Here is a 12,590-nt window from a genome sequence, read left to right on the forward strand (position 1 = left end):
CCGGCAGCCCGGCCGACCTCACGCCGGCATGGTGTCCGCCTGCGGCACCGGACCCCGCGCCTGCGGCACCACCGCCCCCACCCAGCCGGCCGCGGGGCCGATGCTGTGCAGCAGGTGGTCCGTGAAGGCCCGCACCTTGGCATTGGCGCGCCCGCCGGGGCGCAGCAGGTGGATGCCGCTGACCTCGGCCGGCGGCGCATCCTCCAGCTGCAGCTCCACGATGCGGCCGGCCGCCAGGTCTTCTCCGATGGCCCAGTTGGGCATCAGCGCGATGCCCAGGCCGCGCGCGGCGCACATGCGCCGCGTGTCGCAGTCGTTGCTCTCCAGCGCGAACTGCGGCGGCTGGCGCCAGTCGATGCCGGGTAGCTCGCGCCAGCCGCGCACGCTGGTGCTGTGCTGGCGGTCGATCAGCCGGTGCGCTGCCAGGTCGGCCATGCAGCGCGGCGTGCCGTGGCGGCGCAGGTAGGCCGGCGAAGCGCCCATCACGTAGCGCTGGCTGCCGATGCGCCGGCTGACCAGCGCGCTGTCGGGTTGGTCGCCGATGCGGATGACGAGGTCGAAGCGCTCGGCCACCGGGTCGACCACGCGCTCGGTCAGCTCCAGCTCCACGTTCAGGGCCGGGTAACGGTCGAACAGCGCGGGCAGGTGCGGCGCCACATGGCGCCGGCCGAAGGCGGGCACGCAGCTCACGCGCAGCAGGCCCTGCACGCTGCCGTCCAGCGCCACCACCTCGCTGCGCGTGTCCATCAGGTCGTGCAGGATCTTCAGCGCGCGCTCGTACAGCAGCGCGCCGGCCTCGGTCAGTGCCAGCGCGCGGGTGGAACGCGTCAGCAGCGGCACCTGCATCTCGCGCTCGAGTGCGTCGATCTGGCGCGCCACCGACGAGGCGGCCAGGCCGCGGCGCCGCGCCGCGGCGGAGAAGCTCTTGTCCTGCACCACGTCGACGAACAGGGACAGACTTTCGGCAAAACCCAGGGAATTCATCTGTGCACCTCGCGCAAAGGCATTTGGCCTGCGGGCGGCATTCCACCCGTGTGGCGCAAAGAATAGCATCGGCCGCTTCTTCCGATTGCCCCTTCACGCCATGCACACACACGAGACAACCCGCGAGCGCGCGCGCTTTCCCGCCACCCACCTGCGCCGGCGCCAGGCCCTGCTCGGGGCCGGCATGGCCCTGCTGCTGGCCGGCGCAGCGCCGGCGCGGGCGGAGGACTACCCCAGCCGCCTGCTCACGCTGATCGTGCCCTTCGCGGCCGGCGGCACCGTGGACAAGGTGGCCCGCATGCTGCAGGAGCCGTTGCGCGAGCGGCTGGGCCAGCAGGTGCTGGTGGACAACCGGGGCGGTGCCGGGGGCACCATCGGCATGGCGCAGCTGGCCAAGAGCGCGCCCGATGGCTACACGGTGGCGATGGTGTTCGACTCCTACGCGACCGAGCAGCACATCCACCGCAAGCTGCCCTACGAGACGCTGCGCGATTTCGCCGGCGTCTCCTACGCCGTGCGCTCGCCCATGGTGCTGGTGGTGCCTGCCGCCTCCCCCCACAAGACCCTGGAGGACTACGTGGCCGCCGCGCGCCAGCGCGACGTGACCTACGCCTCGGTCGGCGCGGGCAGCTCCAACCACCTGGCGGCCGAGCTGTTCCACGAGACCGCCGGCAGCCGCGGCCTGCACGTGCCCTACAAGGGCGGCGGTCCGGCCATCGCCGACCTGCTGGGCGGCCACGTCGATTCGATGATCGCCAGCCTGCCGCTGGTGCTGTCGCACGTGCAGGCCGGCAAGCTGCGCGCACTGGCCGTCACCTCGCAAGCGCGCAGCACCGCGCTGCCCCAGGTGCCGGCCGTGGCCGAGGTGCACAAGGGCTTCGAGGTCTATTCCTGGGTGGGCATGGTGGCGCCGGCCAGGACGCCGGCACCGGTGCTGGACAAGCTCTCTGCCGCGATGACGGCCACGCTGCGCGATCCGGCGCTGGCGCGCCGGATGGCGGACAACGGCTTCGAGGTGGTGGCCGGCGACCGCGCCGCCATGGACCAGCTGGTGCAGCGCGAAAGCCAGCGCTGGGGCCAGCTCATCGCCAAGCGCAAGATCAGCGTGGAGTGAGCGCCATGCCGAACCGCCCCTTCACCTACGAGAGCCGCGCCCAGCGCGTGCTGTTCGGCCCCGGCATGCTGGCGCAGGCGCCCGACGAACTGGACCGGCTCGGCGCGCGCAAGGCCCTGGTGCTGTGCACCGCGCCGCAGCGCGCCCAGGCCGAGCAGGTGGCGGCGCTGCTCGGGCCGCGCGCCGCCGGCATCTTCGACGGTGCCGTGATGCACGTGCCCATGGCCAGCGCCGAAGCCGCGCGCGCCGCGGCGGCGGCGGCCGGCGCCGACGCGCTGGTGGCCGTGGGCGGCGGCTCCACGGTGGGGCTGGCCAAGGCCATCGCACTGGTGTCGCCGCTGCCGGTGCTGGCCATCCCCACCACCTACGCCGGCTCGGAGATGACGCCCATCTACGGTCTCACCGAGAACGGCCTCAAGCGCACCGGCCGCGACGCGCGCGTGCTGCCCCGCAGCGTGCTGTACGACCCCGAGCTCACGCTGGCGCTGCCGGTGGGCCTGTCGGTCGTGAGCGGCATCAACGCCATCGCCCACGCGGCCGAGGGCCTGTACGCGGCCGACGGCAACCCCGTCACCAGCCTGATGGCGGCCGAAGGCATCGCCGCGCTGGGCCGCGCGCTGCCCGCGCTGCACGCCGCGCCGCACGACCTGGCCGCGCGCAGCGACGCGCTGTACGGCGCCTGGCTGTGCGGGCTGGTGCTGGGCAGCGTGGCCATGGCGCTGCACCACAAGCTGTGCCACACGCTGGGCGGCAGCTTCAACCTGCCCCACGCCGAGCTGCACACCGTGGTGCTGCCGCATGTGCTGGCCTACAACGCCGGCGCGGCGCCGCAGGCCATGCAGCGCATCGCCGCCGCGCTGGGCACGGCCGACGCAGCGCAGGGTGTACAGGCGCTGGCGCGCCGGCTGGGCGCGCCGGTGGCGCTGCGCGACATCGGCATGCGCGAGGAAGATCTGGACAAGGCTTGCGCGCTGGCCCTGCGCGACGCCTACCCGAACCCGCGGCCGATCGAGGCCGCGCCGCTGCGTGCCTTGTTGCAGGCAGCATACGAAGGCGCGGCGCCGGCCGGCTGAGCCGCAGCGGCCGCCCGGCGCTCAGCGGCCCTGGAAGGCCGGCTTACCGCGCGCGAAGAATGCGTCCACGCCGGTGCGGAAGTCCTCGGTGGCGGCGCAGACCTGGAACGCGGCGGACTCCGCATCGAGCTGCTCGGGCAGCGCGCGGTCGAAGCTGGCGCGCATCAGCCGGCGCAACTGCCCCAGCGCCACGGTGGGGCCGTTCGCCAGCCGCTGGGCGAGTGCCATGGCCTCGCCGGCCAGCGCATCGCCCGGCACCACGCGGTTGACCAGCCCCATGCGTTCGGCAGCCGCGGCGTCGAGCATGTCGCCCAGCATGGCGATCTCCAGCGCGCGGCGCAGGCCGACCCAGCGCGGCAGCGCCCAGGAGGCGCCGACGTCGCAGCTGGCGCCGATGTTCACGTAGGCCAGGTTGAAGCGCGTGCCCTCGGCGGCCAGCACGAAGTCGGCCTGCAGCATCAGCGACAGACCGGCGCCGGCCGCCACGCCGTGCACCTGCGCCACGATGGGCGCGTCGATGCCGGCCAGCACCACCAGCGCCTCGTGCAGCGGGCCGATCAGCGCCTTGGCGCCGCCCTGCGGGTCGGCCTGCAGCACGGCCAGGTCGCCGCCGGCCATGAAGCCCTTGCCGGCGCCGGAGAGCAGCACGGCGCGCACGCTCTTGTCGGCAGCGATGTCCTTGGCCGCGGCGAGGAAGGCCTCGGCCATGGGCACGTCGAGCGCGTTCAGCGCGGCCGGGCGGTTGAAGCGCAGCGTGGCGACAGCGCCTTCGCGGCCGATCTGCAGGGGGGCGTTGTCTTCGGTCATGTGGCTGTCTTTCGTGGTGCGCGCCTACCCAACTTGGGCAAGGCAATGGAAGAAGAAGGAGCAGGCACCGGCGCCAGCACGCCGCCCAGCAGCAGCGCGATGCCCTGGTCGGCGATCTGCGTGGGTGACATGCTGCCGTCGGGCCGGTACCAGCGGCCGACCCAGCTCAGCGCGCCGGCCAGCATGAAGGCCGCGAGCTTGGGGTCGCACGGCGTGAGCGAGCCTTCGGCCACGCCCTCGGCGATCAGGCGGCGGAACTCGTGGTCGATGCCGGCCTTCAGGCGCCGCAGCTCTTTCTTGAGCGGCGGCGGCAGCGGGTCTTCGCCGATGCGGATCACGCACTGGCCGAAGTCGTCCATCACGATGGCGGCATAGCTGCGCATGCAGGCCTGCAGTTGGTCGAGCGCGCGGCCGCCGCGCTGGCGCACCTCGGCAATGCCCTCTTGCATCATGGCCAGCGCGGTGCGCACGCATTCGAGCAGGATGTCGTCCTTGCTCTTGACGTAGTAGTACAGCGTGGGCTTGCTCACATGCAGCTTCTCGGCGATGTCGTCGAGCGAGGTGGCGTGGAAGCCGCGTTCGTTGAACAGCCGCGCCGCCGTCTGCAGCACGGCCTGGCGCTTCTTCTCGCGCTGGTCCACGCGGGCGCCGCCGGCCAGCCACGGCGAGGCGATGGCCTTGGCGGTGCGGCGGCGCGGCGTGGTGCTCATGGCGTGGATGCGCAGGGTATTTCCCGATGCCGAGGGTTACGCGTTGTCACGAAGATCGCGCGTTACCGGCGGGTAGCAATTCTACGAACCAGTAGCCCCGCCGGCATGCAGGAAGAAACCCTAGCCGCCATGCCAGCTGCCCTGTCGCCCAGCCCTGCCGAACCCGTGTTGCGCGTGGACGCGCTGACGCTGGCGTTCGGCGGCGTGAAGGCGCTCAACGGCGTGGGCTTCGACGTGCAGCCCGGCAGCATCACGGCCGTGATCGGCCCCAACGGTGCGGGCAAGACCTCGCTGTTCAACACCATCTCTGGCTTCTACCGGCCCACGGCTGGCAGCGTGCAGTTCGAAGGTGCCGACATCACCCGCGTTGCCGCGCCGAAGCGCGCCGCCATGGGCCTGGCGCGCAGCTTCCAGAACATCGCGCTGTTCCGCGGCATGACGGTGCTGGACAACATCAAGCTGGGCCGCCACGCGCACCTGAGGACGAATGTGTTCGACGCGCTGTTCTACCTGGGCCGCGCGCGCCGCGAAGAGGCCGAGCTGCGCCGCGACGTGGAGGAACGCATCATTGATTTCCTGGAGATCGACCACATCCGCCACGCCTCGGTGGCCGCCCTGCCCTACGGCCTGCAGAAGCGCGTGGAAATGGCCCGCGCACTGGCCATGCAACCCAAGGTGCTGATGCTGGACGAGCCCGTGGCCGGCATGAACCGCGAGGAGACGGAAGACATGGCGCGCTTCATCCTCGACGTGCGGCGCGAATGGGGCATCACCGTGTTGATGGTGGAGCACGACATGGCCATGGTGATGGACCTGTCGGACCACGTGGTGGTGCTGAACTTCGGCCAGGTGATCGCGCAGGGCACGCCGCAGCAGGTGCAGGCCGATCCGGAGGTGGTGCGCGCCTACCTCGGCGCGGGCGACGTGGGCGCGTTGCGCGCCAAGCTGCGCGGCACGGCGGTCCCCGCATGATGGACTGGGCCTACCTGTTCGAGATCGCGCTGACCGGCGTCGCCGGCGGCGGGCTCTACGCGCTCGCGGCGCTGGCCTTCGTGCTGGTCTACAAGGCCACGCGCGTGGTCAACATCGCCATCGGCGAGATGCTGATGGTGGGCGCCTATTTGTTCTTCGCCTTCGCCACCACCATGGCGCTGCCGATCTGGCTGGCGGTGCTGGGCGCGGTGCTGGGCACGGGCCTGTTGGGCGCGGTGGTCGAGCGCACCATGATCCGGCCGCTGCTGGGCGAGCCGCCGATCTCGGTGTTCATGGTCACGGTGGGGCTGGCGTCCATCCTCGTGGGGCTGGTGGAGATCATCTGGACCGCAGACCAACGCCGGCTGCCCGAGTTCTTCCCGACCGCGCCCGTGATGGTCGGCGAGGCCTTCCTCGCACCCAAGGTGGCCTACGGCGCGCTGGCCGCGCTGGTGCTGATCGCGCTCGTGCTGCTGCTGTTCCGCTTCTGGCGCGGCGGTGTGGCGCTGCGCGCCACCGCGTCGGACCAGGGCGCCGCCACCATGATGGGCATCAATGTGCCGCGCGTGTTCTCGCTGGCCTGGGTGGCCTCGGCCATGATCGCGGCCGTGGCCGGCATCGTGGTCGGCGCCATCGGCGGCATCTCCTCGTCGATGGGTGTGTTCGGCCTGTCGGTGCTGGTGGTGGTGATCGTGGGCGGGCTCGACAGCGTGCTCGGCGCGCTGGTCGGCGGGCTGCTGATCGGCTTGATCGAGGCGCTGGCCGGGGCCTTCCTGGGCGGCGAGTACAAGCTGTTGGCCACCTTCATCGTGCTGGTGTTCGTGCTCATGATCCGGCCCTACGGCCTGTTCGGCACGCACGAGATCGAAAGACTGTAGGCCATGCGCATCGGCACCCTTAAGCAGACCTACACCGCCGATGCGGCGCTGTTCGACTCGCGCACGCAGAAGGTGTGGCTCGCCATCGCTGCCGCGCTGCTCATCCTGTTCCCCTTCATCGCAAGCGACTACTGGCTCTACCTGGCCTGCCTGGTGGCCATCAACGTGGCCAGCGCCACGGGCCTCAACATCCTGACCGGCTACACCGGCCTCGTGAGCCTGGGCCAGGCGGCGTTCATGGGCCTGGGCGCCTACACGGTGGCGATCCTGCAGGCGCGCTGGGGCACGCCGTTCGGCCTGAATATTCTGGCCGGCGGCCTGGTGGCCATGGTCGGCGGCCTCGTGGTGGGCATCCCCTCGCTGCGTGTGAAGGGCCTGTACCTGGCGATCGCCACCATCGCGGCCTCGTTCATCGCGCACTTCCTGTTCGCCAACCTCAAGTTCACGGGCGGCACCACCGGCCTGTCGCTGAAGCCGGCCACGGTGTTCGGCCTGCCGCTGGACACCTCGTTCCGCATCTACTGGCTGATCGTGCCGGTGATGCTGCTCATGGTGCTGGGCGCGGCCAACCTGTTCCGCACACGCGTGGGCCGGGCCTTCATCGCCGTGCGCGACCGCGACATCTCGGCCGAGGTGCTGGGCATCCCGCTGCTGCGCACCAAGCTGCTGTCGTTCGGGCTGTCCTCGTTCTACGCGGGCGTGGCGGGCGGGCTGTGGGCCTACTTCTTCCGCGTGGTCACGCCCGAGAGCTTTCCGCTCCTGATGTCGATCTTCTTCCTCGCCGCCATCATCGTCGGCGGCATGGGCTCCATCCTGGGCGGCATCCTGGGGGCGGTGTTCATGACGCTGGTGCCCGAGGTGCTGAAACTGGTCTTCGACCTGCTGCCCGGCGGCACCGAGATGACGGTGTTTCTCTCTCCCGTGCGCACGGTCGTGTTCGGCCTCTTGATCGTGGGCTTCCTGGTGTTCGAGCCGCACGGGCTCGCCGAAGTCTGGCGGCGCATCCGCCGCTTCTTCCATCTCTGGCCTTTTAGAAACTGAAGGAGACCTGCCATGCGTGCTGCACAAGCCATTGCTTCCACCCGCCGCCGCGCCCTGGTGCTGACCGGGGGCGCCGCCCTCGTCGCCGGGGCCATGCCGCGCCTGGCGCGCGCCCAGGGCGAGGACATCGTCATCGGCGGCTCCATCCCCATGACGGGGGTGTTCGCGTTCGCCGGCATCGGCATCAACGCGGGCATCGCCGACTACGTGAAGATGGTCAACGACGCGGGCGGCATCAAGGGCCGCAAGCTGCGCTACGTGCCGGAAGACACGGGCTACAAGGTCGATGTCTCGGTGGCGGCCTTCAAGAAGATCACGAGCCAGAACAAGGTGAACCTGTACTACGGCGACTCCACCGGCTTTGCCAAGACCATCAACCCCGAGCTGGACCGCAGCGGCCAGATGCTGATGGCCGGCGCATCGTTCGCCAGCGAACTGAACAACCCGGCCAAGTACCCGAACCAGTTTCTCGTGGGGCCGGACTACACCGAGATGTTCGGCATCCTGCTGAACCACATCGCCAAGGAGAAGCCGGGCGCCAAGGTGGCCTTCGTCTACAGCGACTCGGAATTCGGCCGCGATCCGATCGAGACCAGCGAGGCCACGGCCAAGAAGCTGGGCCTGTCTGTGCCCGTCAAGATCATGACGCCGGCCGGCAGCGTGGACGTGTCGACCGAGGTCATCAAGCTGCGCCGTGCCGCGCCCGACTACACGATCTTCCACGGCTACATCCTCGCGCCCATCCCCGAGTTCATCCAGCAGGGCAAGCAGCAGGGCATGACCAGCAAGTGGATGGGCACCTTCTGGACCATGGACAGCTCCACCGTGATGAAGATGGGCGAGGCCGGCGACGGCTTCATGGGCGTGATGCCCTTCCGCTACTACTACGACACCGAGAAGGCGCCGATGCTGGAGAAGATCCGCGCGCTGCGGCCGGAGTACCAGAGCACGGCCTACATCCAGGGCTTCCTCACGGCCATGCTGTTCGCCGAAGCGGCCAAGCGCACGCTGGACGCGGGCAAGCCGCTGGACGGCAAGAACCTCAAGGCCGCGCTGAACACCATCAAGGACTTCGACACGGGCGGTTTGATCGGCACGCCGATCACGATCTCGGGCAACTCGATCCCGGTGGGCCGCGTGTACCGGGCGGACATGAAGGCGCAGAAGATGGTCGCGGCCTCCGACTGGATCAAGCTCTAGAAATGAAGCCCCCACGCTCATCGCTTCGCGTATCGCTGCCCCCCAAGGGGGCGCTCAGTGGCTTCGGGCGGCCGGGCGCTCACTGACATGAGCGCAGCCGCCGGCGCGATCCTCGAAGTCAACAACATCGAGGTGGTCTACAACAAGGTCGTGCAGGTGCTGCGCGGCCTGTCGCTGGCCGTGCCGCGCGGGCAGATCGTGGCGCTCCTGGGCAGCAACGGGGCCGGCAAGTCCACCACGCTCAAGGCCATCTGCGGCCTGCTGCCCATGGAGGACGGCGAGCTGCAGGCCGGGCAGATCCGCTTCGACGGCGCGGCCACCGACGCGCAGCCCGCCCACCAACTCGTGCGCCGCGGCCTGGCCCATGTGATGGAAGGCCGGCGCGTGTTCGAAGACCTCACGGTGGAAGAGAACCTGGTGGCCGCCACCTACGCGCTGACCGGCCGCAAGGCCGCGCCCAAGGACTTCGACGCCGTGTACGCCTACTTCCCGCGGCTGCACGAGCGCCGCAAGGGCCTGGCCGGCTACCTCTCGGGCGGCGAGCAGCAGATGCTGGCCATCGGCCGGGCGCTGATCGCCGAGCCGCAGCTGATCCTGCTGGACGAGCCTTCGCTGGGCCTGTCGCCCATGCTGGTGGAGGAGATCTTCACCATCATCGCGCGCATCAATGCCGAGCGCGGTGTGTCGATGCTGCTGGTGGAGCAGAACGCCAGCGTGGCGCTGGCCGTGGCCGACTTCGGCTACATCATGGAGAGCGGCCGCATCGTGATCGACGGCAGCGCCGAGCGGCTGGCGGCCGACCCCGATGTGCGCGAGTTCTACCTGGGCGTGGGCGGCAGTGGCGAGAGCCGCAGCTTCAAGGATCTCAAGCACTACAAGCGCCGCAAGCGCTGGTTGTCATGACCGCGCCTGATCTCCCGCACAAGACCCTGCCCCAGATGCTGCGCGAACAGGCGCAGCGCCAGGGCGCGCGCGTGGCCATCCGGCAAAAGGACTTCGGCATCTGGCAACCCATCACCTGGGCCGACTACCTGCGCCGCGCCGGCCACGTGGGCCTGGGCCTGGCGTCGCTGGGCCTGCCCACGGGCGGCCACCTGGGCGTGATCTCCGAGAACCGCGTGGAATGGGTGCTGGCGCAGATGGGCGCGGGCCTGGTCGGCGCGGTGACGGTGGGCGTGTACCCCACCAGCCCCAGCAACGAGGTGGCCTACGTGGTGGGCCATGCCGACGTGGAAGTGGTGGTCTGCGAAGACCAGGAGCAGCTGGACAAGATCCTCGACGCGCAGGCGCTGCTGCCGCGCCTGCAGCGCATCGTGGTGGTGGAGACCAAGGGCCTGGCCAGCTACCCGCCCGATGTGCGCGCGCGCATCGTCTCGTTCGCTGAGCTGGAACGCCTGGGCGCAGAGCTGCAGGCGCGTGAAGGCCTGGCCCGCATCGACGCCGCGCTGGCCGCGCAGACGCTGGACGACATCGGCCTGATGATCTACACATCCGGCTCCACCGGCGCGCCCAAGGGCGCCATGCTGTCGTGGCGCAACATCCGCGGCGTGGTGCCCGGCATCGTCGACCGGCTGGGCCTCAGCGGCGCCACCACGCACCTGTCGTACCTGCCGCTGTGCCACGTGGCCGAGCAGATGCTGAGCTGCTTTGTGCCGCTGTACCTGGGCTCGCAGGTGCACTTCGGCGAATCCATCCGCACCGTTCAGGAAGACCTGCGCGAGGTGGCGCCCAGCATGTTCCTGGGCGTGCCGCGCATCTGGGAGAAGCTGCACGCGGCGATCAGCATCAAGGTGCAGGAAGCCGGCCCACTACAGCGCGCGCTGGTTGCGCGCGCCCTGGCCGCCGGCGCGCCGCTGGCCGAGAAGCCGCGCAGCCAGTGGACGCTCGCCGAGCGACTGCGCTTTGCGATGGCCTACTGGACGGTGCTGCGCGCGCTGCAGAACTTCATCGGCCTGCGCGCCGCCAAGGTGGCGCTGACGGGCGCGGCGCCCATCCCGCCCGACGTGGTGCGCTTCTTCCGCACGCTGGGCGTGCCGCTGGTGGAGGTCTACGGCCTCACCGAATCCAGCGGCATGGTGACGGGCCAGGCCGTGGACCAGCTGCGCAGCGGCACCGTGGGCCCGCCCACGCGGGGCGTCGAGGCGCGCATCGGCGAACAGGGCGAGCTGCAGATCCGCGGCGACATGGTGTTCGCGGGCTACTACAAGAGCCCCGAGGCCACTGCCGCCGCGGTGCAGGACGGCTGGCTGCACACGGGCGACGTGGTGCAGCAGGACGCCGATGGCCACCTGCGCATCGTCGACCGGCTCAAGGACATCATGATCACGGCCGGCGGCAAGAACCTCACGCCGTCGGAGATCGAGAACCAGATGAAGGGCAGCCCCTTCATCAAGGAATGCATCGTGGTGGCCGACGGCCGCAAGTTCGTGGCCGCGCTGGTGCAGATCGACTACGAGACCGTGGGCAAGTGGGCCGAAGCCCAGCGGCTGGCCTTCACGCACTTTCGGTCGCTGGTGGAGTTGCCGAAGGTCAGAGACCTGGTGCAGGCCGAGATCGACCGTGGGAATGCTCGGCTGGCGCAGGTGGCGCACATTCGACGCTTCCACCTGCTGACCAAGGAGCTGGACCACGACGATGGGGAGGTGACGGCGACGATGAAGGTGCGCAGGGCGAGTGTTTACAAGGCGTATGCGGGGGAGATTGAGGGGATGTTTGGTGGTCGTCACTAGGGAGCCGTTGAAGGACCACGGACCCACACGCGTATTGCATAAGGCGGATTGGATCTGCTACGCCGCGCTGCGTTGTAGAAATTAGGCGATGGAGACATTTCGTGTCTTTGTATGATGGCCCGGCGTTCGCCCTCAGGAGGGCCACAGCGGCCTAGTAAACGAGCCGCGAACAACCTATAAATTAATATGGCCAAAGCCAAAATTGTCGAAAGAAGTTCTCAACTTGAACTAAGTGCTGTAGATGAGCTTTTGGTGCTGTGCGAAGAGGTGACACGAGCCACTCCTGAGGGCGCAAAGAGATTCATTGAGCCCGCCCCCAGCGTGTTGTCACGTGCAAAATCAAAGCAACATCACATGATTTTCGGCAGGCGTGGTTCTGGAAAGTCAAGTCTGTTAAGAAAATCGGTTGCTGATTTTACGGTTGACCGGCGGCCAATTGCTTTCGTCGACATGGAAACATTCAAGGGGCATACCTACCCCGACGTACTCATCAGCGTCTTGATAAAAAGCTTACAAGAGTTTAATAAATGGCTAGTTGAAGCAGCAACTGCCCCAGCCAGCAAAAAATCTTTCTGGCTCAAGATCTTTCAGGCTAAGCCAGCACGAGCCCCATTCAACAAAAATAAGACAGCAGAACTATCGGACGCCCTAAAGCGGCTAATAAAAGATCTCGAGGACCAGCTCCGAGAACCCGAATCGAGTGAAAAGCAGAAAACAAAGAAAAAGTCGGGCGACCAGACATCCGAGCTGAATGCTGAAGCAGATGGTGGAATTCCTGGCGCAAGCATAAAGGCGAAAGCCAATATTGCCGTCAAGGACTCTGAAGAGACGGAAGAACAGGCAAAGTATGTTTCACACAAGGTGGAGTATTTACATCAAAACATCCTTCGCTTCAAGGAGTTTTTTCTCCAATTATCAGTGCTTTCGGATGGTGCTGCATTTCTAATTCTCGACGATCTCTACCATATTCGAAGATCAGATCAAGCTAAAGATAAACTTAGATATTTCTTTGGAGAAGTACGGAACCCTTCGGGACTTTCTAAGGAAAATACTTACAAATCTCCTCGATGAGACGCCCCCAC

At 68.2% G+C, this 12,590-nt stretch carries 12 protein-coding genes; 9 read left to right on the forward strand and 3 right to left on the reverse strand.

Features of this window, described 5'->3' with window-relative positions; translation table 11 throughout:
* Positions 1-18 precede the first annotated feature (18 nt).
* On the reverse strand, positions 19-984 hold the full coding sequence (locus DES41_RS17505) for a LysR family transcriptional regulator (RefSeq protein ID WP_114468914.1): 966 nt from the start codon (positions 982-984) through the stop codon (positions 19-21).
* Positions 985-1,084: 100 nt separating this feature from the next.
* Here DES41_RS17505 and DES41_RS17510 point away from each other — a divergent pair, with 100 nt between their 5' ends.
* Both DES41_RS17510 and DES41_RS17515 read left to right on the forward strand, forming a co-directional pair.
* Positions 1,085-2,098, forward strand: coding sequence for a tripartite tricarboxylate transporter substrate binding protein (locus DES41_RS17510; RefSeq protein ID WP_211332999.1), 1,014 nt, complete (start codon positions 1,085-1,087; stop codon positions 2,096-2,098).
* Positions 2,099-2,103: 5 nt separating this feature from the next.
* On the forward strand, positions 2,104-3,171 hold the full coding sequence (locus tag DES41_RS17515) for a maleylacetate reductase (protein ID WP_114468915.1): 1,068 nt from the start codon (positions 2,104-2,106) through the stop codon (positions 3,169-3,171).
* 21 nt (positions 3,172-3,192) lie between these two features.
* Here the strand turns inward: DES41_RS17515 and DES41_RS17520 are convergent, their stop codons facing one another.
* Together DES41_RS17520 and DES41_RS17525 are read right to left on the reverse strand one after the other, a co-directional pair.
* On the reverse strand, positions 3,193-3,978 hold the full coding sequence (locus tag DES41_RS17520) for an enoyl-CoA hydratase/isomerase family protein (RefSeq protein ID WP_114468916.1): 786 nt from the start codon (positions 3,976-3,978) through the stop codon (positions 3,193-3,195).
* Positions 3,975-4,688: a TetR/AcrR family transcriptional regulator gene (locus DES41_RS17525; protein WP_114468917.1), complete on the reverse strand. Its 714-nt coding sequence runs from the start codon at positions 4,686-4,688 to the stop codon at positions 3,975-3,977. The genes DES41_RS17520 and DES41_RS17525 overlap by 4 nt, the downstream gene beginning before the upstream one ends.
* A gap of 129 nt (positions 4,689-4,817) precedes the next feature.
* Between DES41_RS17525 and DES41_RS17530 the strand changes: the two genes are divergently transcribed.
* The 7 genes from DES41_RS17530 (at position 4,818) to DES41_RS37795 (ending at position 12,579) form a co-directional block, all read left to right on the forward strand.
* Positions 4,818-5,660, forward strand: a complete 843-nt coding sequence (locus DES41_RS17530; protein ID WP_114468918.1) for an ABC transporter ATP-binding protein — start codon at positions 4,818-4,820, stop codon at positions 5,658-5,660.
* Entirely contained in the window at positions 5,657-6,538 is an 882-nt protein-coding gene (locus DES41_RS17535; protein ID WP_114468919.1) for a branched-chain amino acid ABC transporter permease, read from the forward strand. The genes DES41_RS17530 and DES41_RS17535 overlap by 4 nt, the downstream gene beginning before the upstream one ends.
* A 3-nt stretch (positions 6,539-6,541) precedes the next feature.
* A complete protein-coding gene (locus tag DES41_RS17540) occupies positions 6,542-7,579 on the forward strand; it encodes a branched-chain amino acid ABC transporter permease (RefSeq protein WP_114468920.1) in 1,038 nt (345 codons plus the stop codon).
* Between the two features lie 12 nt (positions 7,580-7,591).
* The gene (locus DES41_RS17545) at positions 7,592-8,779 is read left to right on the forward strand and encodes an ABC transporter substrate-binding protein (protein WP_114468921.1); all 1,188 of its coding nucleotides are present in this window, start codon (positions 7,592-7,594) and stop codon (positions 8,777-8,779) included.
* Between the two features lie 87 nt (positions 8,780-8,866).
* Positions 8,867-9,682 carry an ABC transporter ATP-binding protein gene (locus DES41_RS17550; RefSeq protein WP_114468922.1) on the forward strand — a complete coding sequence of 272 codons (816 nt, stop codon included), beginning with the start codon at positions 8,867-8,869 and terminating at the stop codon, positions 9,680-9,682.
* A complete protein-coding gene (locus DES41_RS17555) occupies positions 9,679-11,508 on the forward strand; it encodes an AMP-dependent synthetase/ligase (RefSeq protein WP_114468923.1) in 1,830 nt (609 codons plus the stop codon). The genes DES41_RS17550 and DES41_RS17555 overlap by 4 nt, the downstream gene beginning before the upstream one ends.
* Before the next feature lie 186 nt (positions 11,509-11,694).
* On the forward strand, positions 11,695-12,579 hold the full coding sequence (locus DES41_RS37795) for a hypothetical protein (protein ID WP_147282872.1): 885 nt from the start codon (positions 11,695-11,697) through the stop codon (positions 12,577-12,579).
* The last annotated feature ends 11 nt before the right edge of the window (positions 12,580-12,590 follow it).

This window comes from Pseudorhodoferax soli (genome assembly GCF_003337555.1).
GTDB lineage: Bacteria > Pseudomonadota > Gammaproteobacteria > Burkholderiales > Burkholderiaceae_C > Pseudorhodoferax > Pseudorhodoferax soli.

Bases quoted from the DNA above. Each gene is read 5' to 3' on its own strand.
- DES41_RS17535 (WP_114468919.1), top strand. From the start codon at position 5,657: ATGATGGACTGGGCCTACCTGTTCGAGATCGCGCTGACCGGCGTCGCC.
- DES41_RS17555 (WP_114468923.1), top strand. From the start codon at position 9,679: ATGACCGCGCCTGATCTCCCGCACAAGACCCTGCCCCAGATGCTGCGC.
- DES41_RS17550 (WP_114468922.1), top strand. From the start codon at position 8,867: ATGAGCGCAGCCGCCGGCGCGATCCTCGAAGTCAACAACATCGAGGTG.
- DES41_RS17505 (WP_114468914.1), bottom strand. From the start codon at position 984: ATGAATTCCCTGGGTTTTGCCGAAAGTCTGTCCCTGTTCGTCGACGTG.
- DES41_RS17515 (WP_114468915.1), top strand. From the start codon at position 2,104: ATGCCGAACCGCCCCTTCACCTACGAGAGCCGCGCCCAGCGCGTGCTG.
- DES41_RS17525 (WP_114468917.1), bottom strand. From the start codon at position 4,688: ATGAGCACCACGCCGCGCCGCCGCACCGCCAAGGCCATCGCCTCGCCG.
- DES41_RS37795 (WP_147282872.1), top strand. From the start codon at position 11,695: ATGGCCAAAGCCAAAATTGTCGAAAGAAGTTCTCAACTTGAACTAAGT.
- DES41_RS17520 (WP_114468916.1), bottom strand. From the start codon at position 3,978: ATGACCGAAGACAACGCCCCCCTGCAGATCGGCCGCGAAGGCGCTGTC.
- DES41_RS17530 (WP_114468918.1), top strand. From the start codon at position 4,818: ATGCCAGCTGCCCTGTCGCCCAGCCCTGCCGAACCCGTGTTGCGCGTG.
- DES41_RS17545 (WP_114468921.1), top strand. From the start codon at position 7,592: ATGCGTGCTGCACAAGCCATTGCTTCCACCCGCCGCCGCGCCCTGGTG.
- DES41_RS17510 (WP_211332999.1), top strand. From the start codon at position 1,085: ATGCACACACACGAGACAACCCGCGAGCGCGCGCGCTTTCCCGCCACC.
- DES41_RS17540 (WP_114468920.1), top strand. From the start codon at position 6,542: ATGCGCATCGGCACCCTTAAGCAGACCTACACCGCCGATGCGGCGCTG.